This is a genomic window from Aeromicrobium changchenzhani (assembly GCF_057586615.1).
The window spans coordinates 1,152,764-1,178,236 of the sequence record NZ_CM172480.1 but is presented as its reverse complement, the minus strand read 5'-3'; the positions used below and the strand labels follow the sequence as shown (position 1 = coordinate 1,178,236).

25 protein-coding genes and 3 pseudogenes are annotated in these 25,473 nt (G+C 62.2%); 8 read left to right on the top strand and 20 right to left on the bottom strand.

Translation table 11 applies throughout. The features are described 5' to 3' along the window. Positions 1-398 precede the first annotated feature (398 nt). Entirely contained in the window at positions 399-1,187 is a 789-nt protein-coding gene (locus AC2YB9_RS05915; RefSeq protein ID WP_487267820.1) for a sulfite exporter TauE/SafE family protein, read from the bottom strand. Positions 1,188-1,494: 307 nt separating this feature from the next. Here AC2YB9_RS05915 and AC2YB9_RS05910 point away from each other — a divergent pair, with 307 nt between their 5' ends. From AC2YB9_RS05910 to AC2YB9_RS05900, 3 genes are all read left to right on the top strand, one after another. Continuing rightward, on the top strand, positions 1,495-2,301 hold the full coding sequence (locus AC2YB9_RS05910; protein WP_487267819.1) for a GntR family transcriptional regulator: 807 nt from the start codon (positions 1,495-1,497) through the stop codon (positions 2,299-2,301). Next, a complete protein-coding gene (locus AC2YB9_RS05905) occupies positions 2,301-2,642 on the top strand; it encodes a rhodanese-like domain-containing protein (RefSeq protein WP_487267818.1) in 342 nt (113 codons plus the stop codon). The genes AC2YB9_RS05910 and AC2YB9_RS05905 overlap by 1 nt, the downstream gene beginning before the upstream one ends. 196 nt (positions 2,643-2,838) lie before the next feature. After that, positions 2,839-4,257 carry an MBL fold metallo-hydrolase gene (locus AC2YB9_RS05900; RefSeq protein WP_487267817.1) on the top strand — a complete coding sequence of 473 codons (1,419 nt, stop codon included), beginning with the start codon at positions 2,839-2,841 and terminating at the stop codon, positions 4,255-4,257. 266 nt (positions 4,258-4,523) lie between these two features. Here AC2YB9_RS05900 and AC2YB9_RS05895 read toward each other — a convergent pair. The 4 genes and pseudogenes from AC2YB9_RS05895 to paaK form a co-directional block, all read right to left on the bottom strand. Then, positions 4,524-4,800: pseudogene (locus tag AC2YB9_RS05895) on the bottom strand (hypothetical protein); the annotation flags it as partial. Positions 4,801-4,828: 28 nt separating this feature from the next. After that, positions 4,829-4,996, bottom strand: a pseudogene (locus tag AC2YB9_RS05890) (hypothetical protein); the annotation flags it as partial. Between the two features lie 2 nt (positions 4,997-4,998). Then, complete coding sequence (gene paaI, locus AC2YB9_RS05885; RefSeq protein WP_487267816.1) at positions 4,999-5,469, bottom strand: hydroxyphenylacetyl-CoA thioesterase PaaI; 471 nt, start codon at positions 5,467-5,469, stop codon at positions 4,999-5,001. Next, complete coding sequence (paaK, locus tag AC2YB9_RS05880; RefSeq protein WP_487267815.1) at positions 5,466-6,773, bottom strand: phenylacetate--CoA ligase PaaK; 1,308 nt, start codon at positions 6,771-6,773, stop codon at positions 5,466-5,468. Before paaK ends, paaI begins: the two co-directional genes overlap by 4 nt. A 135-nt stretch (positions 6,774-6,908) precedes the next feature. Between paaK and AC2YB9_RS05875 the strand changes: the two genes are divergently transcribed. Then, the gene (locus AC2YB9_RS05875; protein WP_487267814.1) at positions 6,909-7,538 is read left to right on the top strand and encodes a TetR/AcrR family transcriptional regulator; all 630 of its coding nucleotides are present in this window, start codon (positions 6,909-6,911) and stop codon (positions 7,536-7,538) included. Here the strand turns inward: AC2YB9_RS05875 and AC2YB9_RS05870 are convergent. Genes AC2YB9_RS05870 through paaA form a run of 8 tightly spaced genes read right to left on the bottom strand, consistent with a single transcriptional unit; the run spans position 7,526 to position 14,088 of the window. Continuing rightward, positions 7,526-8,374 carry a 3-hydroxyacyl-CoA dehydrogenase family protein gene (locus tag AC2YB9_RS05870; RefSeq protein WP_487267813.1) on the bottom strand — a complete coding sequence of 283 codons (849 nt, stop codon included), beginning with the start codon at positions 8,372-8,374 and terminating at the stop codon, positions 7,526-7,528. The genes AC2YB9_RS05875 and AC2YB9_RS05870 overlap by 13 nt on opposite strands. Next, positions 8,371-9,126 (bottom strand): enoyl-CoA hydratase/isomerase family protein, encoded by a 756-nt coding sequence (locus AC2YB9_RS05865; protein WP_487267812.1) that lies wholly within the window; start codon positions 9,124-9,126, stop codon positions 8,371-8,373. The genes AC2YB9_RS05870 and AC2YB9_RS05865 overlap by 4 nt, the downstream gene beginning before the upstream one ends. Beyond that, positions 9,123-10,301, bottom strand: a complete 1,179-nt coding sequence (locus tag AC2YB9_RS05860) for a thiolase family protein (protein ID WP_487267811.1) — start codon at positions 10,299-10,301, stop codon at positions 9,123-9,125. The genes AC2YB9_RS05865 and AC2YB9_RS05860 overlap by 4 nt, the downstream gene beginning before the upstream one ends. Before the next feature lie 24 nt (positions 10,302-10,325). Beyond that, the gene (gene paaE / locus AC2YB9_RS05855) at positions 10,326-11,402 is read right to left on the bottom strand and encodes a 1,2-phenylacetyl-CoA epoxidase subunit PaaE (RefSeq protein WP_487267810.1); all 1,077 of its coding nucleotides are present in this window, start codon (positions 11,400-11,402) and stop codon (positions 10,326-10,328) included. Further along, positions 11,402-11,896 (bottom strand): 1,2-phenylacetyl-CoA epoxidase subunit PaaD, encoded by a 495-nt coding sequence (gene paaD, locus AC2YB9_RS05850; RefSeq protein ID WP_487267809.1) that lies wholly within the window; start codon positions 11,894-11,896, stop codon positions 11,402-11,404. The genes paaE and paaD overlap by 1 nt, the downstream gene beginning before the upstream one ends. A gap of 2 nt (positions 11,897-11,898) precedes the next feature. Continuing rightward, positions 11,899-12,825, bottom strand: a complete 927-nt coding sequence (gene paaC, locus AC2YB9_RS05845; protein WP_487267808.1) for a 1,2-phenylacetyl-CoA epoxidase subunit PaaC — start codon at positions 12,823-12,825, stop codon at positions 11,899-11,901. 7 nt (positions 12,826-12,832) lie between these two features. After that, positions 12,833-13,123 (bottom strand): 1,2-phenylacetyl-CoA epoxidase subunit PaaB, encoded by a 291-nt coding sequence (gene paaB / locus AC2YB9_RS05840; RefSeq protein ID WP_487267807.1) that lies wholly within the window; start codon positions 13,121-13,123, stop codon positions 12,833-12,835. Further along, the gene (paaA, locus tag AC2YB9_RS05835; RefSeq protein WP_487267806.1) at positions 13,120-14,088 is read right to left on the bottom strand and encodes a 1,2-phenylacetyl-CoA epoxidase subunit PaaA; all 969 of its coding nucleotides are present in this window, start codon (positions 14,086-14,088) and stop codon (positions 13,120-13,122) included. The genes paaB and paaA overlap by 4 nt, the downstream gene beginning before the upstream one ends. A 122-nt stretch (positions 14,089-14,210) precedes the next feature. On the opposite strand from paaA, the gene paaZ reads away from it, so the two are divergent. The 3 genes from paaZ to AC2YB9_RS05820 all read left to right on the top strand — a co-directional run bounded on the left by paaZ (position 14,211) and on the right by AC2YB9_RS05820 (position 17,188). Further along, a complete protein-coding gene (gene paaZ / locus AC2YB9_RS05830) occupies positions 14,211-16,247 on the top strand; it encodes a phenylacetic acid degradation bifunctional protein PaaZ (protein WP_487267805.1) in 2,037 nt (678 codons plus the stop codon). 1 nt (position 16,248) lies between these two features. Further along, entirely contained in the window at positions 16,249-16,560 is a 312-nt protein-coding gene (locus AC2YB9_RS05825) for an EthD family reductase (protein ID WP_487267804.1), read from the top strand. 328 nt (positions 16,561-16,888) lie between these two features. Continuing rightward, positions 16,889-17,188: a hypothetical protein gene (locus AC2YB9_RS05820; protein ID WP_487267803.1), complete on the top strand. Its 300-nt coding sequence runs from the start codon at positions 16,889-16,891 to the stop codon at positions 17,186-17,188. 160 nt (positions 17,189-17,348) lie between these two features. On the opposite strand, the gene AC2YB9_RS05815 is transcribed toward AC2YB9_RS05820, so the two are convergent. From AC2YB9_RS05815 to AC2YB9_RS05795, 5 genes are all read right to left on the bottom strand, one after another. Then, the gene (locus tag AC2YB9_RS05815) at positions 17,349-17,651 is read right to left on the bottom strand and encodes a hypothetical protein (protein WP_487267802.1); all 303 of its coding nucleotides are present in this window, start codon (positions 17,649-17,651) and stop codon (positions 17,349-17,351) included. Further along, entirely contained in the window at positions 17,641-18,435 is a 795-nt protein-coding gene (locus tag AC2YB9_RS05810) for an SPFH domain-containing protein (RefSeq protein WP_487268571.1), read from the bottom strand. The genes AC2YB9_RS05815 and AC2YB9_RS05810 overlap by 11 nt, the downstream gene beginning before the upstream one ends. Then, positions 18,435-19,097 (bottom strand): hypothetical protein, encoded by a 663-nt coding sequence (locus AC2YB9_RS05805; protein WP_487267801.1) that lies wholly within the window; start codon positions 19,095-19,097, stop codon positions 18,435-18,437. Before AC2YB9_RS05805 ends, AC2YB9_RS05810 begins: the two co-directional genes overlap by 1 nt. Before the next feature lie 5 nt (positions 19,098-19,102). Next, on the bottom strand, positions 19,103-21,433 hold the full coding sequence (locus tag AC2YB9_RS05800; RefSeq protein WP_487267800.1) for a nitric-oxide reductase large subunit: 2,331 nt from the start codon (positions 21,431-21,433) through the stop codon (positions 19,103-19,105). A 255-nt stretch (positions 21,434-21,688) separates the two neighbouring features. Next, the gene (locus AC2YB9_RS05795; RefSeq protein ID WP_487267799.1) at positions 21,689-22,243 is read right to left on the bottom strand and encodes an arsenic resistance protein; all 555 of its coding nucleotides are present in this window, start codon (positions 22,241-22,243) and stop codon (positions 21,689-21,691) included. A 169-nt stretch (positions 22,244-22,412) separates the two neighbouring features. Here AC2YB9_RS05795 and AC2YB9_RS05790 point away from each other — a divergent pair. Further along, positions 22,413-22,547 (top strand): annotated as a pseudogene (locus tag AC2YB9_RS05790) (IS3-like element ISAar4 family transposase); the annotation flags it as partial. Between the two features lie 205 nt (positions 22,548-22,752). Here the strand turns inward: AC2YB9_RS05790 and AC2YB9_RS05785 are convergent. Together AC2YB9_RS05785 and AC2YB9_RS05780 are read right to left on the bottom strand one after the other, a co-directional pair. Then, a complete protein-coding gene (locus tag AC2YB9_RS05785) occupies positions 22,753-24,072 on the bottom strand; it encodes an erythromycin esterase family protein (RefSeq protein ID WP_487267798.1) in 1,320 nt (439 codons plus the stop codon). Next, complete coding sequence (locus tag AC2YB9_RS05780) at positions 24,069-25,403, bottom strand: phosphoribosyltransferase family protein (protein ID WP_487267797.1); 1,335 nt, start codon at positions 25,401-25,403, stop codon at positions 24,069-24,071. Before AC2YB9_RS05780 ends, AC2YB9_RS05785 begins: the two co-directional genes overlap by 4 nt. Between the last annotated feature and the right edge of the window lie 70 nt (positions 25,404-25,473).

The following is a 25,473-nucleotide window of genomic DNA, read 5'->3' as shown; positions in this document are numbered from 1 at the left end:
TCTGCGGACCGCGGCGATGCGGGGATGCCCACGGCACTGTTGCTAAGTTGGCGTTCCGGCGAAGGTTTGGTTGACTCGCATGCCGCAACCGGTCCATATCGTCACCCCGCAGCTCTTACCCACGGCTGGTCGGCGCGTTGATACTCCTTGTCGGAATGCGGCGAGTTGGTGAGGTGCGAGTCGGCCTCATCTGATGGATTTGAATTCTTCGGCTTGACGAACGCTCAAGATCACCAGCCGGCGATCTGGGGGCTGCCCACTCGATCCAGATGCTGAGCAGATCACGTCGCACATTGGCAACGCTCTCGAGTGCTCCGCCCCTGAAGGTGACGGGTATACCCAGTCCGACAAGTGTTCCGTCGCTATTGAACCGAAGGCCGTCGACCGGGCGCGTCCAATCATTGACCGACGCCAACTAAGGGCAGCGAGACCTGAACTGCGATCGCCACAGACAGCGCTATCAGGAGTCCGGCGAACAGCAGAGTCAAGGTGGCTGAGGAGAAGCGACCGGCTACGCGCCGACCCAGTTGAGATGCCACGATTGCCGCGAGAGTGAACGGAAGGATGATCGCCCAGTTGAAGTCCGGATGGTGGGTGGCCTGGATGCTGAGCGAGACGGCGGAGTTGAGCGCGATGATCAACAGCGACGTCCCTGCGGCAACTCGCATGTTGTAGCCCAAAATCATTACCAATGCGGGCACGACGACGAACCCGCCACCGACGCCAAGGAAGCCGGTCAGGAAACCGACGACCAGACCAGCCAGCGCCACTTGCACAAAGATGAGTGCGCCGCGCCCGCCGGCGGTCGCGCGGGTGGTTTCTTGGTTGCGCCGTCCACGCAGGATCATTGCAAATGCCGAGACAGCCATCACGGCGGCAAACGCGGCGAGCAGTACGTCCCCGTCGACGCGACGATTCAACGACGTCCCAGCGAACGACGCGGCGATCCCGACAACCCCGAAGACAGCACCAGTCTTCCACCGGACCAGACCGTCGCGGTGGTAGCCAATTGTGCTCAGAGCGGCCGTGGCGCCCACCACAACCAGGCTGGCCGAGGTGGCGTCCTTGGGCGATTCACCAAGGACGTAGACCAAGGCCGGGACGGCCAAGATCGCACCGCCGCCGCCCAGCGTACCCAGCACCAATCCGATTGCGACTCCGCACGCGAGCGCGAGTAGCAGGCTCATGCGGCCCTGCCGGATCGGCCTGCTTCATCGACGGGCGGAAGACCGATCTCGTGCCACGCAGCGAACCCACCTGTGGGCAATTGGCGGGGTGCGTGCGGTTGAGAAACTGGCACGGCTCCTGAACGGGTCAACTCGTAGCACCTGAGGAACCGCATACTGCACCGTTTCTTGATGGTTTCGATGACCTTAACGCCCAGTATCGATACCTCGTTGCGCGATTAGGTAAATGTACGTACATTTGATGGTGACGTTACACGGATGAAAGACAGCGTGCAAGACACCGGTGTCAAACGAGGAGCTGAACGCCATGGACAGGCCCGGTTTCGATGCAGGTGTTTCCACTCGCCTAGACCGAGAGAGTGCGATGCCACTGTGGGAACAGTTGCGCGATGATCTGACCAATCGGTTGCGCCGGGGTGAGTTCAGTGAAGTGTTCCCCGGGGAAACGACGCTGGTCTCCGATTATGTCGTCAGTCGCCACACGGTTCGTGAGGCGCTTCGTGGACTACGTCAGGAGGGTTTGATCGACTCGGGTCGCGGTCGTCCCACGCGTGCCACCGTTCCCGAGATCAATGCGCAAGGCACGCTGTACAGCTTGTTTTCCTCGGTCGGGGCATCGGGTCAGAGTCAGCGCAGTGTGGTTCGGGTATTAGATGTGCGAGCCGATGGCACGGTCGCGATACGGATGGATTTGGCGGAGTCGACGCCACTTGTCTATCTCGAACGATTGCGACTTGCAGACGATGTGCCCTTGGCGATGGACCGCGTCTGGCTACCGGCATCGATAGCCACGCCGCTGCTTGATGCCGACTTCACGAACACCTCGCTTTATCAAGAACTGGCCGAACGGTGTGACGTCCACCTCACCGGTGGCAGGGAGCACGTCCGCGCGATCGTTCCGAATCGTTGGGAGCGCGCGCAGTTGTCAATGCCCGAAGACGTTGCGGCTCTATCCATCGAACGGGTGGGTGAACTGCGAGGACGACCGGTGGAATGGCGCCAGACCGTTGTCCGCGGCGACAGGTTCGCCCTCACTACCGAATTCAGCCCAAAACAACAAACAGTCAACGTCTTCGGACAGCTCCAACAGTTGTCCATGACACAGGAGGTCTGATGTCCGACGAAAATATGGTTATCGAAGTCGACGTAATGCACGCTCGTGCGATGGCGGACCAAGGAGCCCTACTTCTTGACGTGCGCGAACCCGATGAGTGGGCTGCGGGACACATCGCCGATGCCACGCATCAGCCACTCGGCGACCTCGATCCCGAGACCTGGCCAACCGGACGGCCTATCGTCGCAGTGTGTCGATCGGGCAACCGCTCCGGCAAGGCAGCGAAGCTTTTGGCTGCCGCGGGTCGCGACGTCGTCAACATGACTGGCGGTATGAATGCTTGGGCGGAAGCAGGCTTGGCCATCGTCACCGACGACGGCAACGCCGGCACAGCGGCATGAGATTACACTGCCCGACCCGTGACTACGATCGATCGCCGCCGTTTTCGGCCACACCTGGGAGTATCCCGTTCGCCAACTGAGAAGATTAGAGGTTTCGCATCGGTGAGTTGAAAAGACGATCGGAAGAAGCTATTCTGGGGCGTGAACCAGATACCCCCCTAGGTATTTGTATCCGCACATGAGTAAGGAGAGTGACATGCTGTTCGAAAGAATTTATGACACGGATTTGGCTCAGGCCAGCTATTTCATCGGATGTCAGAGAACCGGCGAGGCGATCGTGGTCGACGCCCGCCGCGACATTGACGTCTATCACGACCTAGCCGCCGAAAACGATATGAAAATTGTCGCGGTCACCGAGACGCATGTGCACGCTGATTACCTTTCGGGTACCCGGGAGCTGGCAGCCGCGACAGATGCGGTGAGTTACGTCTCCGGCGAAGGTGGACCGGACTGGTTGTACAGATTTGATGCCAAGACGATCAACGATCACGAAGCGATCACCATCGGAAACATCTCCCTGATGGCCCTGCATACTCCCGGCCACACTCCCGAGCATCTTTCGTTCCTGGTCACCGATGGCGCATTTGCTGATCAACCCGGCTTCCTGCTCTCGGGTGATTTCGTCTTCGTCGGAGATCTGGGCCGTCCGGACCTGCTCGATGAGGCAGCTGGCGGCATCGACACCCGATTCGAAGGGGCAAAGCAGATGTTCGCCAGCCTTCGGGACAAGTTCTTGACGCTACCCGACTACGTTCAAGTGCATCCGGCCCATGGCGCCGGAAGCGCATGCGGAAAGGCTCTCGGGGCGGTCCCTTCCACCACGGTCGGTTATGAGCGTCATTTCGCCTGGTGGAGTCGCTATCTTGAACAGGGCGACGAAGAGGGCTTCATCGCCGAACTTCTAGACGGTCAACCCGACGCGCCTGCCTACTTCGGCCGGATGAAACGTCAGAACGTTCAGGGCCCCGCGGTCATGGGTGCCCGCGCTGCGCTGCCTGAACTCGACGTCGAAAGCGTTGCCCGTGACCTTGCGGCGGGTCAAATTACCTTCGTGGATACTCGAGACAATGTGGGTGTACATGGTGGCACGGTTGCCGGCTCATTAAATATCCCGGCGATCAAAAACATGGCAACTTACGCGGGGTGGGCGTTGGATCCAGAACGTGATCAGCGGCCACTTGTGTTGCTCGCCGAGACCCAAGAAGAGGCTCAGGAGATGTGGGATCACCTGGTCAGGGTCGGCATCGACGCGGTCCGGGGGTATGTCACCAGCATCCGCGGGTTACCGCAGCAGACTCCGCGACTCGTGCAGGCACCGGACGTTCAGCATCTGGATAAGTCGATACTGCTCGACGTGCGCGCCAAGAGCGAACACAGCGCGGGGCACATCCCCGAGTCCACTCAATTGCACGGTGGTCGCGTGTTGTGGAACTTGGAACAACTGCCTAGCGAGGGCACGATCGCCATGTATTGCCAAAGCGGCGTGCGTAGCTCGGTAGTCGCCAGTATGTTACGCCGTGACGGCTACGACGTCGTCGAACTCGACGGCAGCTACGACGCCTACGTGATGTGGGAAGTTGAGCAGCAAACGGCAACGACGGTGTCGGTCAGCTAACCGGAGCGACACTTCGCAATAAGCATGAACATCAGCGATGCAGAATCGGTCTCGGGTGCGATGATAGTGACCACCCGGCGGGCGCTCCCGCTGGACTCAACATCGCCGCGCTTGACCGAGGACATGTCGTCGGCGCGTGTCAGCAGGAGCGCGCCGGTCAGGGCCGACCCGACGATCAAGACGAGCACGGCAACCATTTGGCCGTAGGACCGTGGCGTCGTCGGCAACGTCGATCCGCCCCGTTCACGCAAACCTATGGCTAGCGGGTTCGGCCTCTGGTAGCCAAGCGCGAAATGGCGCCGGCGGCTGTTGTAGAACCCTTCGATGTAGCCGATCACGTCACGCTTGGCCTGCGCTTTGGTTGCGTGGACGATTCGGTAGACGAGTTCGTTCTTCAGCGCCGCAGTCGATCACCGTCGCCAAATAGATGAACCCAGCTCAAGCATGGATGTAGGTAATGTCGCCGACGAACTTGATCCCAGGCCGGTCTGCGGTGAAGTCCCGGAGCACCAAGTCCGGTATGTCGGCAGCGGCTTGCGAGTCGCGGTGGCTGACTGCGGCCGGCCCCAGTCAGAAGCACCGCTCTGACCTCATCATCGCCGGTGATGTCGGCAAGAATCGTGACCAATAGTTCTTTCATACCCTTGTCTAGGCTGTTGTTCCGTTCGGGCCGGTTGAGAGTGACGATGGCGAGCGCTCCGGTGTGAGCGACCGCAACTGGCCCGTCGTTAAGATTCACGATTATATGTCGTTAGCGCTTTCTGTGGATTCGGTCGGCGGGGAGCCCCCGAGGATGGGTTTGCCGAGGGAGCGACTGCGGCCGCGCAGTTCGGCGACGGTCTGCGTCTCTCCGTCCACGATCCGGTCGACACTGACGTCATACAGGCCGGTGCGCCCCTGCCGGGCGCGTTCGACCGCGGTGGCGATGAGTTCATCGCCGACCTGGGCCGGCAGCAGGAAGGTGATGTCGAAACCGGCGGCGACAGTTACCTCGTCATGGCTGTTGCAGGCGAATGCAAAGGCGCTGTCCGCGACGGCCGAGACATACGCGCCGTGGCACATACCCCAACCATTGGCCATGAAGTCTTGGACCGTCATCGCCATGACGGCACGGCCGCTGCCGATCTCACGAAGTTCCATGCCGAGCTTCTGGCTGGCTAGATCGGCCGCCCACATGGCCTCGGCGCATCGGCGGGCGAGATCGTCACTCACCGCTCGACCCGGTTGTCGACTATGCGCTTCATCTTGCCGACCGACCGCTCGATCGTGCCCAGTTCAACGACATCCATACCAACCGTGACACCTATTGATCTCTTAATCAGATTGCGCAGGCTCTCCCCCGCACGAACTGCCTTGGCCAGAGTTGCTGACTCACGCCGTTCGACCCGGATCGTGAGCACGTCCATGTTGCCTTCGTGGGTGCGAACGCACTGAAAATGGGGTGACAGTTCGGGCGTACGGAGAATAAGTTCCTCGATCTGCGTCGGGAAGAGATTAACACCACGCAGGATGATCATGTCGTCGCTGCGGCCGGTGACCTTCTCCATCCGACGCATCGTGCGGGCAGTTCCGGGCAGCAGCCTTGTGAGATCGCGGGTGCGGTAGCGGATGACGGGCATTACCTGCTTGGTCAACGAGGTGAAAACGAGCTCGCCCTCTTCACCGTCGGGTAGCACCGCGCCGGTGACGGGGTCGATAATCTCGGGGTAAAAGTGATCTTCCCAGATGTGCAGGCCGTCTTTGGTCTCAACGCACTCGCTCGCCACACCCGGCCCCATGACCTCGGACAGTCCGTAGATGTCGACCGCATGCATGTCCAAGCGCTGCTCCATCTCAAGGCGCATGTCGTTGGTCCACGGCTCGGCACCGAAGATCCCGACTTTGAGTGATGTGCTCTGCGGATCAACGCCCTGACGCTCCATCTCATCGATGATGTTGAGCATGTAGGACGGGGTGACCATGATGATATCGGGTTCGAAGTCAACGATGAGTTGGACCTGACGCTCGGTCATTCCGCCCGATACCGGGATCACCGCGCAGCCGAGGGCCTCTGCACCGTAATGCACGCCAAGACCACCGGTGAACAGCCCATATCCATAGGCGTTGTGTAGCTTGTGGCCGCGGCGTCCGCCGGCGGCGCGGATACTGCGGGCCATGACGTTCGACCACGTCGCGATGTCTTCTGCCGAATAGCCGACGACAGTGGGCTTGCCCGTCGTCCCCGACGAGGCATGGATGCGCGAGATCTGATCCTGGGGAACAGCAAACATCCCGAACGGATAGTTGTCACGTAGATCGGCCTTGACCGTGAATGGGAATTTCGCGAGATCGGCCAGGCTGAGGCAGTCGTCCGGATGGACGCCGGTGGCGTCGAAGGCGCGCCGGTAGTGATCAACATTGTCGTATGCATGTCGCAGTGACCACTGCATACGCTCCAACTGCAGAGTTTGGAGTTCGTCGGTCGAGGCTGTCTCGATTTCGTCGAGATCGCTCGGACGAGGTGTCAGGTTTTCCATTGTCGCTCCATCTGTTCAATTAACTCACCGATCGGTCAGTAATTTATCACGGTAGGGCCCGAAAGGGTGATGATTCGACCGACCCTCACGCCGTGTCAACGGTCCTCCGATTTCACGGTGTGGGATTCTTGGTGCATGATCGCCGATGCCACACCCAAAGCAGCGCCTCGTCGGGGCCGCCCGGGCCACGACCAGGAAACTGTCATGCGCCGGGCCATCGAGGTGTTCAATCAGCGCGGCTATGACGGCACGAGCATGGAGGACCTCGCCAAGGAACTCGGCTTCACCAAATCGGCGATCTATCACCATGTCCCCGGCAAGAGCCATCTGCTCGAAGCGGCGCTCGATGAGGGTCTCAGCGCCCTGAGCAAGGCAATTGACGACGCGCGGGATGGCGATGCCGAGCAGTCGGCATATGATCGCCTTCGCGCCGCGGTGACCGAGAGCGTCATCGTCCTTATCGAACATCAGCCGGCCGTGACCCTGCTGCTCAGGGTGCGGGGCAACAGTCCCATCGAACTTGATGCGCTAAAGCGCCGTCGTACGATCGATGCAGCTCTAACGGCCCTCGTACGTGATGCCGTCGACGAAGGGGCATTACGCGCCGATATCGATCCGCAGCTAATCTCGAGGCTGTTGTTCGGGATGGTCAACTCGCTGATCGAGTGGTACAAACCCGAGGGCCCCAAGAATGCGCAGTCCGTGGCCGAGGCGTTGGCCAAGATCGCCTTCGACGGGCTAACCATCGAGTCCTACCAACTGTAGAATCCTTTGCCGGTCTTCTTGCCAAGCTCGCCGGTGGCGACCTTGTTGCGGAGGATCTGCGGCGGGGTGAAACGCGGCCCGAGTTCACGTTCAAGGTGTTCGGCGATGGCGAGTCGGACGTCGAGGCCGACGAGGTCTGTCGTGCGCAGCGGGCCGACCGGATGCTTGTAGCCCAGCGTCATGGCTGCGTCAATGTCCTCGACAGAGGCGACGCCTTCGTCGACCATGCGCATCGCTTCGAGGGCGATCGCCACGCCAAGACGGCTGCTGGCGAAGCCCGGCGAGTCCTTGACGGTGACGGCGGTTTTCCCGAGGTCGGTCACCCATCCCTGGGCTGCGGTGACGCATTCGGCGCTCGTTGCCTGGCCTATGACGATTTCGACGAGGGTGCTGGCCGGTACCGGGTTGAAGAAGTGGAGTCCGAGGAATCGCTCAGGGTACCGCAAGACCTTGGCCAGTCCGTCGATCGAGAGTGAACTGGTGTTGCTGGCCAGGATCGCATCCTGGCCGACGGCAGCCTCGATTGCCTCGAAAACAGCCGTCTTGATCGTCGTGTCCTCGGGTACTGCCTCCACGACTAGCCCGGCTTCGGCGAGGGATTGGTGATCCTGAGTGACGGTCAGGTGGGCGGCATAGAAGCCGACAGGCTTGTCGAGGAGTCCGCGCTTGTCGCTCGCGGCGAGGCTTGAGGTCACCCGTTCGCGGGCGCCTTCAACAGCATCGGGCGAGGCCTCGATCAGGATGACGTCGGAGCCGCCGGTCAGGAAGGCATGGGCGATACCTGCGCCCATACGGCCGCCGCCGAACACGCCGACGTGGGCGGGAAGTGAGGTCATTTCATGTCCTTCCTACGGTTGGGGCTTGTGCGATTGAGAAAGGCATCCATGCGGGTGAACTTCTCCTCAGTTTCAAACAACACCGCTTGGGCGATGTCGTCGATCAGCGGATGGGCTTCACGGGGTGCATGGATCGCGCGTTTGGTGAGGCGGACTGCCAGCGGGGCGTTGGCGGCGATGCGGTCGGCCCAGGCCTCACCGGCGGCGTCGAGCCCTTCGACGGGGACGACCTCGTTGAGCAGTCGTGCGGCGAGGGCTTCCTCAGCGGTCAGGACCCGTCCGGCCAGCAGAATCTCCTTGGCGAGCGGTTCGCCCACCAATTCGGCGAGCCGCCAGCTGGCCCCGGCCGCGGCCAGGATGCCGAGTGCGGTCTCCGGATTGCCGATGCGTGCCCGCACCGACCCGATGCGGAAGTCGCAGGCGTATGCGAGCTCGGCACCGCCGCCCAATGCATGGCCGTCAATCAGCGCGATGGTCGGCATCGGGAGGCGCTGGATGCGATCGAAGAGACCCGAGTTGATACCGGCCAGCGCGTCATCTCGGCGTCGTTCGCGGAGCTGGCCGATGTCGGCCCCCGCGGCAAAAACACCGTCGCCGCCGGCAAGGATTGCGATCCGCGGCACTGCCTCGAGATCGGCACACACCGCGTGAAGCTCGTCGACCATCTGCCGGTCGATCGCATTGCGTGCTTCGGGCCGGTTGAGCCGGATGACGACCCGGTCATCGAGCTCCCCGATCAGCAGCGCGCTCATGGGCGCTCCAGCAGCAGCGCTGAACCCTGACCAACGCCGACACACATCGTCGCCAGACCGCGACTGGCGCCAGCGCGTTCGAGCCGGCCCAGCAGCGTCAACGTGATGCGGGTGCCCGACGCACCCAGCGGATGGCCTAGTGCGATCGCACCACCGTCAGCATTGACAATCTCCGGATCTAGATCGAGATCACGCATACAGGCTAGGGACTGGGTAGCAAACGCTTCGTTGAGTTCAATCGCGTCGAGATCGGCGGTGGTCCACCCGGCGCGGCCGAGGACCTTTTGCGTCGCCGGCACCGGACCGATGCCCATAACCGCGGGTTCAACCCCCACATTCGCGCTCGCCACTATGCGAGCCCGCGGTGTCAGGTCGTGGGCCAGCAGGAACCGTTCACTCACGATGACGGCCGCAGCGGCACCATCGTTGAGCGAACTGGCATTGCCGGCCGTCACGACACCGCCCGGACCGAACAACGGTCGCAACGCGCTGAGCTTTTCCAACGTGGCGCCGGCACGCGGCCCCTCATCGTGGCTGATTTCGCCGCCCTTGATCGGCACGGCGATGATCTCCTCGGCGAAGCGACCGCCCTTGATCGCGTCGAGTGCCCGCAGGTGCGACTGCAGTGCGAAGACATCGCACGCCTCGCGCGTGAGCTTCCAGCGCCGGGCGACCTCCTCGGCCGTCTCGGGCATCGAGAGCGTTGTCTCGGCCGGGAACCTGGGGTTGACGAAGCGCCACCCGATCGAGGTGTCGAACGTCGCGCCGGGCTTCGCAAACGGTTTCGAGGGCTTCTCCTGAACCCACGGCGCGCGTGTCATTGACTCGACGCCGCCGGCGATCACAACATCGGCGTCCCCTGCCGCGATCATCTGACGGGCCGTCGCGATCGAGGTCATACCCGAAGCGCACAACCGGTTGACAGTGAACGCGGGGATCTTCTGCGGCAACCCCGCCAACAACGTCGCCATACGAGCAACATTGCGATTGTCCTCACCGGCCTGATTCGCGCCGCCAAGAATCACCTCATCGATTAACTCCGGATCAATACCCGATCGTGTGACTACCTCGCCGAGCACGAGCGCCGCGAGATCATCGGGCCGCACGTGTGCCAACGCCCCGCCATAGCGACCAATCGGCGTACGCACACCGCTGACAATGAAAGCTTCCTGCATGAATGATCCTTACGAAGTGAGTGTTCAGCGGTCGAAGTCGACGGTGACGTTGTCGCTGCACGGGAAGGTCTGGCAGGTCAGGACGAAGCCCTCGGCGACCTCCGCCTTCTCAAGGGCATAGTTGCGGCGCATGTCAACCTCGCCGTCGACTACTAGCGCACGGCAGGTGCCGCAGACCCCACCCTTGCAGGCGAATGGCAGGTCGGTGCGGTGTTGCTGTGCGCCGTCAAGGATCGGCAGATCTCGCGACAGTGGCGAGGTCGAACTTTTGCCGTCAAGGATGATCGTGACATCGCTCGTGTCGCCGGTCGTTGCCGCATCGACGTGGCGCAGCGCGGGCGGCGGCTCATCGACGTAGAACAGTTCCCGGTGGATGTGCTCTTCAGGCACGCCAAGTTCAGCGAGAACACGCTGTGCTTCCGTCGTCATCGCATACGGTCCGCACAGCCAGAAGTGGTCGACTGCTCCGACTGGTACGAGTGTTGTCAGCAGCGTGCGGAGCCGGTCGGCGTCCAGGCGGCCGGAGAACAGGTCGACGTCGCGGGGTTCGCGGGACAGGATGTGAAATAGGTCGAAGCGCGAGCCGTAGGAGTCTTTGAGGTCGGCCAGCGACTCAGCGAACATCACCGTGCTCGACTTGCGGTTGCCGTAGAAGAGGGTGGCTTGGGTTCCTTCGTTGGCCAGAACTGAGGCCGCGATTGAGAGCATTGGAGTGATGCCGGAGCCGGCGGCAATCATGACGTGGCGGGCCGATTGCTGCGGCTCCGCGGCGAAGGTGCCGGTCGGCGTTTGGACCTCCACTTCGTCGCCGACCCGGAGGTCTCGGACGAGCCAGCGGGAGAACAATCCGTCAGGGACTTCGCGGACACCGATCCGAGGCTTCTGACCCGCTGGTGCGCAAATCGAGTAGGTCCGCCGATGATCGCGGCCGTCGATTATCTGGCGCAGGGCCAACGACTGGCCAGGTTTGAAGTCATAGACCTCGCGGAGCTCGTCTGGGACGTCAAACGTCACCGCGACGGCGTCGTCGGTCAGCGTTTCGATGTCGGCAACAGTGAGTGTGTGGAAGGCGGCCTTGACCGGCGCCGTCAGGACGGTCATCAGATTTCCTTCACGTGGTCGAATGGTTCGCGGCACTCGGCGCAGCGATAGAGCGCTTTGCAGGCCGTCGAGCCGAACTCCGACGTCAGTTCGGTGTCGGGTGAACCGCACTGCGGGCAGGTGACGGCGCGCCGCGGCATGACAAGAGTCAACGGCACCGGGCCCGCCCGATGCTGGGCTGGGCCAGGCGGCGAGATGCCGTACTCGTTGAGCTTGCGCCGACCATCGTCGGTGATCCAGTCGCTTGACCAGGCCGGTTCGAGGACCGTGTTGACCGCGATATCGCTGAAGCCGGCGTCGCGGAGACAGCGGGTGAGGTCAGCGCGCATTGTGGCCATTGCCGGGCAGCCAGAATAGGTCGGGGTGATCGTCACGACCAGACGCTCACCATCAGCTTTGACGTCGCGCAGGACGCCCAGATCGCGCAGTGTCAGCATCGGCATCTCGGGATCAGTCACCGTCTCGGCGACACGGGTTGCGCGTTCAAGTTCCATCCTCACCACAACCCCATCGGGTGCTGGCGGGCAACGGACTGCAGCTCGGCGAGTAGCGGACCCATCGCTTCGGTATGGATACCCAAGGTGGCCGGTTCGACATCCGGTACGGCCAAGTCGGCAGCGACCAAAACCTGTCCCAGGATGTCGTCAAACTCGCCCCGGATCGGAGCAACCTGAATTGTCGAGCGATTCGAATCAAACAGCTCATCGACGAACGGCCAATGAGTTTCGAGTCCGGCGATCATGCGCCGGCGGGACTCCGCCGTGCCCTGGGCGAGCGTCACGATCCAGCGGGCTGAATAGTCGCGGTGATAGGTCATTTCTTTGATGCCCTTGGCCGCGACCGCAGCCAACACGTGGTCGTTTGAGCCTGCCAGGTTCTGGAAGATCCCCAACCGCCATACGGTGAAGATCAGCAGTCTCGCCATCGTGGCGGCGAAGTCACCGTTGTCGGCCTCGACGAGACGCACGTTGCGGAAATCGTCAGCGTCGCGGAAGTAGGCGAGCGCATCATCGGGCGGGACCGGCGAACCTTCAGGCATGGTCGGCACCACGTCCGGGTCTGCGGCGGCGGCCCGGGCCAGCAACAGTCGGGCCTGGCCGAGTAGGTCAAGCGCGATGTTGGACAGTGCGACATCTTCTTCGAGGTCGGGGGCCTTCGCCGTCCATTTCGCGAGTTGTTGGGACATGATCAATGCGTCGTCGCCGAGCATCAGACAGTATGTTGCCAGCGCCTCAGGGTCGATGCCTTCGGGCACAGTCGTGTCGACGCCAGCCAACGGATCATCGCTGTGCGCATTCAGATCGAAAGTCCCAAAGGCCCAGTGGCCGTCATTTTCGCCAAGTAGGCCGTCGTAAGACGAGTCGTGGGCGTCGACCGTTGCGGGGTTCCCATCAAGAGTCGCAGTGTTGTCATCAGGGGTCATGGGGCGCTCACATGTGTGGGACGTTGTCAGGGATTGAATAGAACGTCGGATGGCGATAGACCTTGTCGCCACTTGGGGCGAAATTCGGGTCCTTCTCATCGGGGCTTGACGCGGTGATGTCGGCCGAGCGGACCACCCAAATGCTGACACCCTCATTGCGGCGGGTGTAAACATCGCGCGCATGACGCACCGCCATTTCGTCATCGGCGGCATGCAGCGAACCGACATGCACATGATTCAGGCCTCTCTTGCCGCGCACGAACACCTCATACAACGGCCAACCAGCATCGATACTCATGCGCTCTCCCCTTCTATATGTGCAGCCTCGTTCTTGGCAGCGAATGCGAGCGCCGCTTCGCGGACCCATTCGCCCTGCTCATGAGCCTGGCGGCGGTTCTCGATGCGTTCGGCATTGCACGGACCATCTCCCTTGATCACCCGCATCAACTCCGACCAATCCGGCGTACCAAAGTCATGGGATTGACGCTCTTCGTTCCATGTGAGGTCAGGATCGGGGAACGTCACCCCGAGAATCTCCGCTTGTGGGACGGACATGTCCACAAAGCGTTGGCGCAACTCGTCATTGGTATGTCGTTTAATCCCCCAGGCCATCGACTGCGCCGTGTTCGGCGAATCATCATCGGACGGACCGAACATCATCAACGCAGGCCACCACCACCGGTTGACCGATTCCTGCACCATCGCCTTCTGCTCGTCAGTGCCGCGCATCATCGTCATCAACAACTCAAAGCCCTGCCGTTGGTGGAACGACTCCTCCTTACACACTCGGATCATCGCCCGGCCATACGGACCATAGGAACTCCGACACAGCGGCACCTGATTACAGATCGCCGCACCATCAACAAGCCAACCGATCGTGCCAACATCGACGTAGGCAGGCGTCGGATAATTGAAAATCGAGGAATACTTCTGCGCACCGGAGATGAGCTTGTCGGTCAAATCGGCGCGATCGACCCCGAGGGTTTCGGCGGCCGAATAGAGATACATGCCGTGGCCAGCCTCATCCTGCACCTTCGCCAACAAGATCGCCTTACGCCGCAACGACGGCGCGCTGGTGATCCACGCCCCCTCGGGTTGCATCCCGATGATCTCCGAATGCGCATGCTGGGCGATCTGCCGAATCAGCGTCTTGCGATAACCCTCAGGCATCCAATCACGCGGCTCGATGCGCTGACTACGTGCAATCGTCGCATCGAAATCCTCGAGCAACTCAGACTCGGTCGGGGCGGCCACCACCGTCATGGGTCCTCCAGGCTTTCTGTTGATTTCTAAGAATGACTTCACACCAGCGATTTACTGAACGATCGGTCTGTAATAGTATGCACTATAGAAACCAGACTTCGCAACGACTAGGAGTACAAGACATGACCGAACTTCTCGAGAGCTATATCAAGGGCAGCTGGTTCGCCGCGTCCGATGAGGGAACTTCTCTCGCTGACGCCGTGACCGGTGAACCAGTCGCCCGGATCTCGAGCACCGGCCTAGATATCCCCGGCATGCTCGACTATGCCCGCACGACCGGCGGACCTGCAATTCAGGAACTGACCTTCCACGAACGCGCAGTAATCCTGAAGAATCTTGGCAAGCATCTCCTTGCCAACAAAGATGAGTTCTATGCCTTGTCGGCGAGGACCGGTGCCACCCTGCGCGACTCGGGCGTCGACATCGACGGCGGCTTTGGCACCGTGCTCAGTTACGCGAGCAAAGGTCTGCGTGAACTGCCCAACGACACAATCGTGCTCGATGGCGCCACCGAAGGCCTCAGCCGCGGCGGGTCATTCGTCGGCCAGCATGTCTACTCCTCCAAGCCCGGCGTCGCGGTTCAGATCAACGCCTTCAACTTCCCGGTGTGGGGAATGCTCGAGAAGTTCGCCCCCGCATTCCTCGCCGGTATGCCCGCTGTTGTCAAACCCGCCAGTCAGACCGCATACCTCACCGAGCTCGTGGTTCGTCGAATCATCGAATCGGGAATCCTTCCCGAAGGATCACTCCAGTTGCTCGCCGGCAGTGCCCGGGGCGTACTCGACCACCTTGGCGCGCAGGACATGGTCGGATTCACCGGATCAGCCGACACCGGCGCCACCCTGCGGGCCCACCCTTCGGTCATCCACCGGGGAGTCAAGTTGGGCGTGGAGGCCGACTCACTCAACCTCTCGATCCTCGGCCCTGACGTCACCCCGGAAGATCCGGAGTTCGACCTCTTCGTCAAGCAACTCGTCACCGAAATGACGGTCAAGGCAGGACAGAAATGCACCGCCATCCGACGTGCGATCGTCCCCACGCATCTCGCCGACGACGTCATCGAGGCCGCTTCGGCAAAGCTCGCCAAGATCACCGTCGGCAATCCCGCCGATGAGTCGGTCCGGATGGGAGCGCTCGCGAGCCTCTCCCAGCGCGACGATGTCCGCAAAGCCGTCAACGACCTGCTGAACTCGTCAACGATCGTCTTCGGCGACCCCGACAAGGTCGACGTCGTCGGGGCCGATGCCGAATCGGGCGCCTTCATGTCACCGCTCTTGCTGCGGGCCGGCAAGGGCGCCCAAGAGCCTCACGACATCGAGGCGTTCGGCCCGGTCAGCACAGTCCTCACCTATGACACTGTTGACGAGGCCATTGTCCTCGCCGCGCGTGGCAAGGGAAGCCTCGTCGGCTCCCTGGTCACGCACGACAAGAGCGTTGCCCGCAAGGTCGTCCTTGGACTCGCCCCGTGGCACGGCCGCATCCTCGTCCTGGATCGCGATGATGCCAAGGAATCGACCGGCCACGGCTCACCGCTTCCGGTCCTCGTCCATGGTGGTCCCGGTCGGGCCGGTGGCGGTGAAGAACTCGGCGGCATTCGGGGCGTCCTGCACCACATGCAACGCTCCGCAATCCAGGCCTCCCCAAACATGATGACGGCCATCACGGGTCGGTGGACAATTGGCGCGGAGCAGCCGGTCGAAGAGCTTCACCCCTTCCGCAAGAGCCTCGCCGAGCTGAAGATCGGCGACACGATCAAGTCGGCGTCGCGCACGATCACACTCGACGACATTGGGCATTTCGCCGAATTCACCGGCGACACGTTCTATGCCCATACCGATGTCGAAGCGGCCACGGCCAACCCCCTGTTCGGCGGCATCGTCGCCCACGGTTATTTGATCGTGTCGATCGCGGCCGGACTGTTCGTCGAACCCAACCCCGGCCCGGTGCTTGCCAACTTCGGCGTCGATAACCTTCGTTTCCTCACACCGGTCAAGGCCGGCGACACGATCAGCGTGACTCTCACGGCCAAACTGATCACGCCACGCGCCAATGCCGACTATGGCGAGGTCCGCTGGGACGCCGTCGTCACCAACGACGAAGGCAAGCCCGTCGCCACGTATGACGTCCTGACCCTCGTCGCCAAAACCCAAGGAGCCTGACATGCATAGAATCACGATCCAATACGGCCAACCGATCGACGCAGCAGCTTTCGACAGCCACTACTTCGACGTTCACGTGCCGATCGCCCAGGGCCTGCCCGGCCTGAAACGATTCACCTGGTCGAAGCCGCGTCCAATGGGCGAGGGTCCAGACAGCTACTTCATCGCCGAGCTCTGGTTCGACTCCGCAGACGACATGAAAGCAGCAATCAAATCACCAGAGATGGCCGCCGCTGGCGCCGACTTGGCCAACTTCTCGGTCGCCTCGGTCACGATGTTCAGCGGCGAGGTCAACGAAGTTCAACTCAGCTGAACGTCATCGCACAGCGGCCCCGCACAGTGGCTTGACTACGAGTGGCCGCCGTCCGCATCGCGGGCGGCGCCCCTCTGTCATACGGTGATACTCAACTAGGAAGACTGGCAGGGAATCATTGGCACCGGTCGCAACCAACCCTTCCGATGCCCACAGCTTCTTTATCCCGCTCGTGGAAGATGCCCTCGATGAACGACCGTCGGGCCGCGTGGCGCAGCGCTGCCAAGGGTCCAGCAAGTGCCCCGGCACGCCAGAAACTGTTCCAGCTGTCCCACCCTGAAAACGAGGCGAACTAGGCTGTTTCAATGAGAGAGTCCAAGGCCGCTGCATGAAGATCTCCGAGCGCGCAAACAACACCTCCCCGTTTTATGCGATGGAATTCGGCAAGAAAGCCGCGGTCCTTGAAGCACAGGGGCATCACGTCATCAAGCCCAGTCTTGGCGAGCCGGACTTCAGCGCTCCCTCCCCGGTTGCGGATGCCATGCGGGAAATCATGGATGGCAGACCACCCCCCTGTCACCGCCAACTCGTCGCAACGTGTCGCGCGTCGCGCAACAGCCCTCTTGAGATTAATGGGACTAGCCGCAAGCAAGAACATTCCCAAGGGCGTGCATGCTTGCGTACCTGAGGTGACACGGCGGCAGACGTCACCCCAAAGTACTGACTCCCATCAGAATACTTCTAGCCAACGACAAATCCAACGCATTCTTAGTCTGCGCTTGAACAAGTCAAGAGAATCTGCCGAGGACAACCATTCAACCGGCCGGCCAATCGTTGACCGGCCATGGTCACGGTTGTTCGTCCTCGTTCGGTTGGCTCAGTAGCTGGTCGCGGAGGATGCGGCGTATACCGAGGAGTACGACACCTAGTCCGAGGCCAGCGGCGAAGAATCCGAGGAAAAGGAAAAGGTAGATCGGGCTCATTCCCAGTGTCTCTCGTTCGGTGCCGAGCATGGTGCCGATGAGGAACCCGAAGAGTGGCCCAAGCGCCATCACTGCGCTGCCTAGGAGAACACGCCAGACTCCTGGGGCCACCGGGACAAGTCGGATCGGTCGGCCCTCATCGAGCACCGGATCGTGGTCAGTGGTCATCATTCGTCCTTTCCGCTGCACTGGCCGTAGGTGCGCTTCGCCCGCGTAGCGCGTCGAGGAACGGGCTGATGATGTCGACCGGTAAGGGGAACACCACAGTCGAGTTCTGGTCGGCTCCCAGTTCGAGCACAGTTTGGAGGTAGCGCAGCTGCAGGCTTGCTGGCGACTCGCTCAGAATCATTGCGGCATCACGGAGCTCGGTGGCGGCTTGGAGTTCGCCGTGCGCGCTGATCACCTTGGCACGTCGCTCGCGTTCGGCCTCGGCTTCGCGAGCCATGGCTCGCTGCATAACCTCGGGGATTTCGACGTCCTTGATCTCCACGACCTCGACCTGGACACCCCAGGGTTCGGTCTGTATCGCGATCGACTTGGCGAGGTCTTCGTTGAGGTCTGCCCGGTGTGCCAGCAGCGTGTCCAGGTCGGCGCGGCCGACGACCGACCGTAGCGTGGTCTGCGCGATTTGGGACGTGGCGACCGCATGGTTCTCCACCGCCATCACCGATCGCACGGGGTCGACCACACGGAAGAGTACGACGGCGTTGACCCGGGCCGGCACGTTGTCGCGGGTGATCACCTCTTGCGGAGGGATGGTCAGCGTGACTACGCGCAGGTCCACCCGGACCAGTTTGTCCATGCCCGGCACCAGGAGCCGCACGCCCGGCTTGAGCAGCTCTCTCAGTCGGCCCAAACGGAACGCCACGCCCCGCTCGTACTCTTTTAGAATGCGTAGCGACAGCACGACAACGATCAGTACGACCGCAACGACAACACCGATGATGATGATCAACTCACAGCCTCCGTTCCATGGTCACGGCGGTCCGAGCCGTAGCTCGATTGCCTCCGCACGAGCGCGGCCGCAGCCGCGTCGCGCTCGGCGAGCGCCTCGTCAAGAGATTTGCGGGTCATTCCCTCGGGGATGAGGACCGCGCTGCGGCGCAGGTGCGACCACAGCGGCAAGCTGATAAGTAACGCGACGCCCACCGACACGGCCAGGACGATGAGCGATTCACGCCCTGGCCCGCTGAGTGCCACAGCGAGCGGCCACACCAGGCCGAGGATCACCACGGAGCACGCGATCCCGCGGTGGAAACGAGCTGCCTCCGAAGCCGGCCAGGAATCGACAGCACGCGTGACCTCACGGCCCGAGCTGGACGTCGTGCAGGTGTCCTTGACCGGGCAGGCGTTGCAGATCGAGGGTGTGGCCCGATAGCGCATGACGCGGTTGTCCGGATCGAAGGACTGCGGCCACAACCATTGGTCCTCCGGGCACAGCCAAGCATCGTGGTCCTGGTGGTAGGTGAAACCACCGGACATACCGCCCTCGGAGACCGACGCCGCACGCCGCGCGAGCGCGTCGATGACGTAAGCCAGTCCCACCAGCGCTATGCAGTAGCCAGCGGCCAGCCAGGCCTCTGACCCGACGGCACTCACGGAGAAGCTGTTCATGGCTCTCACGGCTCATCAGGTCGGTCGGAACCGTAGCGCTGCCTTGATGGCGGCACCACGCTGGAGTCGTTGGCCGTGCGGGCGCTCACGGTGGCGGGATAGCCGGTGCGGTCCTCTGCTGCTTCGGGGCTCTCCACGACGTAGAGGGTCTCTGGCGTCATCTCGGTCGTCGTCGCCTTGATTCCGTAGCGGATACCGAGCCAGGTGATCCACAGGAAGGGGAGCACACCGCCCACGATCAAGATCAAGTCACCGGGCATCCGCATCCACTCCAGGACAGCATTGCCCGGATCGGTGATGTAACCGATGGTCCGGGCTTCGAAGTAGCCGTCGTTGACCGAGTGCCACAGCTGCAGCACACCCAGCGGTAGGAGGGTCACGAAGACCATCCAAGCCAGACCGATGTTGAGCGACCAGAAGGAGATCTTCGCGAGCTTGTCCGACCATCTCTTCGGCGGAATAATGTAACGCAGCGCGAAGAGCGTCAGCCCGACCGCGAGCATGCCGTAGACACCCATCATCGCGCCGTGGGCGTGGTTTGCGGTGAGCGCTGTGCCGATTTGGTAATAGGACACGATCGGCAGGTTCACCAGGAAACCGAACACGCCGGCGCCGACGAAGTTCCAGAAGCCGACAGCCACCAAGAACATCACTGCCCAACGGTGCGGGAACGGTGCAGTGCTGCGCATCTGTTGTCGTGCGCCGAGCTGAAGGAAGGTCCACGCCTCGACCGTCAAGAAGGTCAGCGGAATCACTTCCAGCGCTGAGAAGAACGCGCCCAACGCCATGTGCTCCACCGGCGTGCCGGAGAAGTAGAGATGGTGCATCGTGCCGATCACACCACCGGCGGAGTAGAGGATCACGTCCAAGAAAATGATCTGGATCGCCAACTGGCGCCGGACCACACCCAACATCACGAAGATGTAGGCCACCATCACCGTAGTGAAGAGCTCAAGGAAATCCTCGACCCACAGGTGCACAACCCAGAAGCGCCAAAATTCGGCAACGGTAATACTGCTGCCGGTCGAGGCGAGCATGCCCACCGCATAGAAGGCGGGGATCGCGAGACCGGCATACAAGAAAAGCCACGGCATGTTGAGTTTGTGTTCGGTCTTAAGGCGCGAGCGGATACCGCGATAGATGATGGCGATCCAGAGGAAGAGCCCGACCACCAGTAGCGCTTGCCAGAACCGGGGCAGATCGAGGTATTCCCACTGCTGGTCGAAGAAGATCGACCCCTTCGCCCAGCCGACGCCGAAGATGCTGATTGCTTCACCGGCCATCGAACCGACGACCACGATGACCAAAGCTCCGAGGAGTCCCCAAGCGAGCCAGTGCTGCCGTTTCGGCTCACGGCCCGAGATGATCGGCGTCAGGAAGATAGCGGCCGCCAAGAATGCGGTCGCGGTCCACAGCAAGGACAGCTGCACATGCCAGGTGCGCGCCAAGTTGAACGGCAACACCCGCGCCAGATCGATGCCAAAGAAGGTGCTCAGATCAGCCCGATAGTGCTCGATCGCACCACCCAGCAGCGATTGAGCCAGGAACAAGGCCGCCACCACGAAAAAGAACCAGGCGGTGACCTTCTGCGAGGGAGTGATCTCCACCTCGCCCGGCTGGAGGAACGCCAAGGACGGCCGCTCAGATGAATGCCAGCCAATCTTGCTGCTCCACCGACCATAGAGCGCGAACAGCGCGCCAAGCCCAACCAATAGAGCCGTCAGAGATAGACCCGACCAGACCACGATGTCGGCCGTCGGGCCATTCCCCACGCGCGGTTCGGACGGCCAGTTATTGGTGTACGAGTAACTATGGCCCGGCCGCTCCGCAGCGCTAGCCCAAGCCGTCCACGAGAAGAACGCAGTCAACTCGTGGATCTCCTGCGGATCGGTAATCATCTTCGGAATCAGCCCGTGCTCGGTGCTGTCAACGCCAAAATAGTCGCCATAGTACTGCTTCGCGTCGTTGAATGCCGAGATCTGCTCGTCAGTGAACTGGAGCTCACCGGTCTCGTCGTTGTAGAGGTTCTTACGCAACATCAGCTTGGTCGCCTCAGCCGGCTCCTGCTGTCCCGCGTCGGTCAGTTCACCCCGGATGTGCTCAGCCGATCGACGGAGGTACTCGGCGGTGTAATCAGGACCAAGGTAACCACCATGGCCCAACACCGAGCCGTATTGCTGCAAGCCGCGACGCAGAAAGGTCCGCTGACCCGCAGTCACATCAGCCTTGGTGTAAACCACCTCGCCGCTGCTGCTAGTGACCTTATCGGGAAGCTCCATCCCGTCCGTATACGTCCGGAGGGCCAACATGCCCATAACAAAAAAACCGAAGAACATGACCAAGGCTATACCCTGGATCCAGCCTTTGGAAATATTAAGCTCTGAGCGTTTAGTGCCCCTGGTTTGCACGGGATCAGACACGTCATCGGCCTTCCATTGTGTGGGCGATGTGCAAAACGTTAGCAGTGGAATTAATCCGGCCTGTGCAGTGCGGCGTGAATCCCTGAGCAGGACGTCACGCTGTCAGGACTTTGGGGCCTCCCCTGGGTACAACAGCCTCCCTTGCGTCATAACGAACGAGGGCTATAGGCCTCATTCGGTATGACGTAAGCGGACCGCACGGTCTAGCTGAGTGTGGTTTTTCAGCCACAGCGCCACATAGACCAACGCAACAAGGACTGGCACTTCAATGAGTGGCCCGACGACGCCGGCAAGCGCCTGACCCGAGGTGACGCCGAACGTTGCGATGGTGACCGCGATGGCGAGTTCAAAGTTGTTGCCCGCGGCGGTGAACGCGACCGTTGCGGTCTTCGCGTAGCCGAGTCCTAGACGGGCTGCCACCAGCCAGGCAATCGTGAACATGAGCACGAAATAGGCCAATAGCGGGATGGCGATACGGGCCACGTCCCACGGTTGGCGACTGATCGTGTCGCCTTGCAGCGCGAACAGCATCACGATGGTGAACAACAACCCATACAGGGCAATCGGCGAAATGCGCGGCAGAAATTGTTGCTCATACCAATCGCGGCCCTTGAGCCGTTCCCCGAACGTGCGCGAGAGGTAGCCAGCAACCAGCGGAATACCCAAGAAAACCACAACGCTGATCACGATCGTGCGGACCGAGAACCCTGCGTCGGTGGTCGACAAGCTGGCCACACCGTTCCGACGAGTCCTAGCCGACAAGGACACTGTGGCCATCGCCGTCAAGGCTGCTCTGAAGTCTGAGAACAAACCGCTCAACCCCGCAGCGATCCAACGGCAGGTCCAAGCACTCTGCGCCGAGCTTCTGACCTTGACGACATCGAAAAGAAGCCCGAAAGCCCGACCAAAAAGTGACGCCATCAACTATATCAAGGGGTTCTACAACTCCCGCCGCCGTCATTCAGCGTTCGAGTACAAGCGTCCGAACGACGTGCATTACGGTTACCTTCAGCCAGCTGTGGCAGCATAGGAAAATTCATCAATCCGCTGTCCGAAATCACCACAGCAGCCCACTGTTCCCTGCCGGATGCCGTTTGGCCAAGACTCCGGCGATTTGCTCCCGTGACCAGTCTTCCCGCCGATGCGCAGCAACATAACCGCGAATCACGGGGTTTATCGCGAGCTTGCACGTCTTGGCCGAGGTCCGTGACGAGCGCGTGGCTTGGGAATCACGATCAGAAGCCTGTCGGCTCGGTCTCGAATTCGGGTTCCTCCGGTATCGGCTCGTGACGCAGCGGGTGCAGGGCCGTTGTCTCCTCGAACCAGAGCAGGGCATCGTAGCGTCCCCCCATCGTCGTCGGCACATAGTTCGCGTGCTCTCGTTCCGGGTGGTAGACGACGCCGATCGCACGGTGCCCCAACCGAACGGAGAGCCACGGCCGGGCACGATCGTCGCCAAAATCGACCACGGCGGACTCGCCGAGCGCACGGTGCAGGAAGTCCTCGTGAGTGCCGATCCGGGCATCCGGCACCGGGAGCACCCGTTCCGCCGCACCCCATTCCGTTCCGGCAAGCACGGTGCCACGGTGGGAGGCGAACCCCACGAGCGAGACTCCTTCGTCCGCGTGACGTTCACGCATGAGCTGCCCAACATTGACGAGGCCGTCGTCCGCCATGTCCGTCGCGCGCGCGTCGCCGACGTGCGTGTTGTGCTCCCAGACGAGCCCCTTCGAGTCCGGACCCAAGTGTTGCGCGATACGATCGATCGTGTCCGCCATGTGGATGTCACGGATGTTCCAGGACTCCCGGTCTCCGCGCACCATGATGCGGTAGTAACGCTCCGCACCCGCGGCAACTTCGGCATTCTGCTCCGCGTTGAAGTCCTCTTCATTTCCCGAGCGGGCCGCCACTTGCGCGCGCACCTCGACGAGGAGTGCAACGACGTCTGCCTCGCAGGATTGCGGCACGAGGCGCGTGCTCCAAGCGTAGCGGTGCGGGTCCTCCTGGTACGGCGTGAAACATTGCCACGCCTGCATGGCGCTCTCGACGGCATCCGGAGCGTGCCGGTCGAGCCAGCCGATGATCTCGTTGAGCGAATCCCACAGCGAATACACGTCGAGGCCGTAGAAGCCGACGCGCCTAGACTCGGGCTGGCTGGCGTTCCATTCGCGCAGCCAGGTGAGGAAGTCGGCGACCTCCTCGTTGGCCCACATCCAGGTCGGCCAGCGCTCGAAGTGCGCGAGGAGCCCCCGCGAGTCAAGGCTCTGGTCGCCGCGCCCTCTCAGCCACTGGTTGATGCGCCAGCAATCCGGCCAGTCGCCCTCCACCCCGATCCAGGTGAAACCGTGCTCCTCGATGAGCCGACGACTGAGTATTGCCCGCCACTTGTAGAACTCGTGCGTACCGTGTGACGCCTCGCCGATGCAGACAAAGCGCGATTGGCCCACACGATTGATGAGCGGACCGAGATCACTCGGGCCGCCCAGCGGCCGGGCGAGATCCAGTATGTCGGCGATGACGTCATGACCCACGACCACGGGCCTCGGGTTGCTCATTTCTGTGTTCCGTCCACTGGTGGATTCGTGTGCTCCAGCAAGTGGTCGACGAACCAGTCTCGAGCGAGAGTGGCCACTTCAACGAGGGCACCCGGCTCCTCGAACAGGTGTGTCGCGCCCTCGACGATCTCGAGACGGTTCTCACAATGCAAGGCCTCCATCGCCCGCCGGTTGAGTTCGAGTACGATCGTGTCAGCACCACCGACGATGAGAAGTGTCGGCGCGGTGACTATTGCGATCGCCGGTCCCGCAAGTTCGGGACGGCCCCCACGCGACACGACCGCCGAGATCCGTTCCGTGAGTTCCCCCGCCGCACGAAGCGCCGCGCCGGCACCGGTGCTTGCCCCGAAGTACCCGACCCGGCACGCCGCAGTTTCCGGCTCTGCGGCAAGCCAGCCGGTCGCAGCGACGAGTCGGCGAGCGAGGAGGTCAATGTTGAAGACGTTCGACCGGTCCACCTCCTCCTCGGGCGTGAGGAGGTCGAGCAGGAGAGTGCCGAGTCCGGCCTCGTAGAGCACGTCGGCGACGAAGCGATTGCGGGGGCTGTGCCGGCTGCTGCCGCTCCCGTGCGCGAAGACGACGACCGCGGCGGCCGGTTCCGGCACGTGCAAGTGCCCCTCCATGCGGATGCCGTCGGCCGGGATCGTGACGTCCCTGTCGCTGTCGGCTTCCGTTGCCGCGTGGCCCAGCTGTACGCGCCTCGCCGCCGCATCCAGAAGCACGATCACCTCCTCCTCACTCGTCGGCGAGAAATCCCGGTAGTGGTAGCCGACTGCGAGGAAGTTCGACGGAGTCGCGACGCAGATCACCTCATCGGCGTCGGCGAACTGTTCGACGGTGTCGCGGGGTGCGACCGGCACCGCGAGTACCACCCGCGCTGCACCCAGTCGGCGGGCGACCTGACATGCCGCCCGAGCCGTCGAACCCGTAGCGATTCCGTCGTCAACGATGACGGCGACGCGGCCGGTGAGGTCGATCCGCGGCCTGCCGCGACGAAACCGCACGCTTCGGGCCTCGAGGGTCACCCGTTCGCGGTCCTCCACTTCGCGCTGCTCTGCCTCCGACACGTGCGTCATCGCGAGCACCCTGTCATCGAGGACGCGCACACCACCCTCACCGATCGCGCCCATCGCCACTTCTGGCTGGAACGGCACCCCGAGTTTTCGCACGACGATCACGTCGAGCGGGGCGTCGAGGACCCTCGCGACCTCGGCGGCGACGGGAACACCGCCTCGAGGCAGCCCGAGCACGACGATGTCGGAACTCTTGAGCGCGTCGAGCCGGGCGGCCAGTTGTCGGCCAGCATCGATTCGATCGTCGAAAACGTACATGGCGAACCTCCGTTGGGTTAGATGTGCATCGCAAAACGCGGGATCGCGGCGACCCGGCTGGGCTCCGGCA

Excerpts from the sequence above, each read along its gene's own strand:
- AC2YB9_RS05915 (WP_487267820.1), bottom strand. The coding sequence starts at position 1,187 with ATGAGCCTGCTACTCGCGCTCGCGTGCGGAGTCGCAATCGGATTGGTG.
- AC2YB9_RS05910 (WP_487267819.1), top strand. The coding sequence starts at position 1,495 with ATGGACAGGCCCGGTTTCGATGCAGGTGTTTCCACTCGCCTAGACCGA.
- AC2YB9_RS05905 (WP_487267818.1), top strand. The coding sequence starts at position 2,301 with ATGTCCGACGAAAATATGGTTATCGAAGTCGACGTAATGCACGCTCGT.
- AC2YB9_RS05900 (WP_487267817.1), top strand. The coding sequence starts at position 2,839 with ATGCTGTTCGAAAGAATTTATGACACGGATTTGGCTCAGGCCAGCTAT.
- paaK (WP_487267815.1), bottom strand. The coding sequence starts at position 6,773 with ATGGAAAACCTGACACCTCGTCCGAGCGATCTCGACGAAATCGAGACA.
- AC2YB9_RS05875 (WP_487267814.1), top strand. The coding sequence starts at position 6,909 with ATGATCGCCGATGCCACACCCAAAGCAGCGCCTCGTCGGGGCCGCCCG.
- AC2YB9_RS05870 (WP_487267813.1), bottom strand. The coding sequence starts at position 8,374 with ATGACCTCACTTCCCGCCCACGTCGGCGTGTTCGGCGGCGGCCGTATG.
- AC2YB9_RS05865 (WP_487267812.1), bottom strand. The coding sequence starts at position 9,126 with ATGAGCGCGCTGCTGATCGGGGAGCTCGATGACCGGGTCGTCATCCGG.
- AC2YB9_RS05860 (WP_487267811.1), bottom strand. The coding sequence starts at position 10,301 with ATGCAGGAAGCTTTCATTGTCAGCGGTGTGCGTACGCCGATTGGTCGC.
- paaE (WP_487267810.1), bottom strand. The coding sequence starts at position 11,402 with ATGACCGTCCTGACGGCGCCGGTCAAGGCCGCCTTCCACACACTCACT.
- paaD (WP_487267809.1), bottom strand. The coding sequence starts at position 11,896 with ATGGAACTTGAACGCGCAACCCGTGTCGCCGAGACGGTGACTGATCCC.
- paaC (WP_487267808.1), bottom strand. The coding sequence starts at position 12,825 with ATGACCCCTGATGACAACACTGCGACTCTTGATGGGAACCCCGCAACG.
- paaB (WP_487267807.1), bottom strand. The coding sequence starts at position 13,123 with ATGAGTATCGATGCTGGTTGGCCGTTGTATGAGGTGTTCGTGCGCGGC.
- paaA (WP_487267806.1), bottom strand. The coding sequence starts at position 14,088 with ATGACGGTGGTGGCCGCCCCGACCGAGTCTGAGTTGCTCGAGGATTTC.
- paaZ (WP_487267805.1), top strand. The coding sequence starts at position 14,211 with ATGACCGAACTTCTCGAGAGCTATATCAAGGGCAGCTGGTTCGCCGCG.
- AC2YB9_RS05825 (WP_487267804.1), top strand. The coding sequence starts at position 16,249 with ATGCATAGAATCACGATCCAATACGGCCAACCGATCGACGCAGCAGCT.
- AC2YB9_RS05820 (WP_487267803.1), top strand. The coding sequence starts at position 16,889 with ATGAAGATCTCCGAGCGCGCAAACAACACCTCCCCGTTTTATGCGATG.
- AC2YB9_RS05815 (WP_487267802.1), bottom strand. The coding sequence starts at position 17,651 with ATGACCACTGACCACGATCCGGTGCTCGATGAGGGCCGACCGATCCGA.
- AC2YB9_RS05805 (WP_487267801.1), bottom strand. The coding sequence starts at position 19,097 with ATGAACAGCTTCTCCGTGAGTGCCGTCGGGTCAGAGGCCTGGCTGGCC.
- AC2YB9_RS05800 (WP_487267800.1), bottom strand. The coding sequence starts at position 21,433 with ATGTTCTTCGGTTTTTTTGTTATGGGCATGTTGGCCCTCCGGACGTAT.
- AC2YB9_RS05785 (WP_487267798.1), bottom strand. The coding sequence starts at position 24,072 with ATGAGCAACCCGAGGCCCGTGGTCGTGGGTCATGACGTCATCGCCGAC.
- AC2YB9_RS05780 (WP_487267797.1), bottom strand. The coding sequence starts at position 25,403 with ATGTACGTTTTCGACGATCGAATCGATGCTGGCCGACAACTGGCCGCC.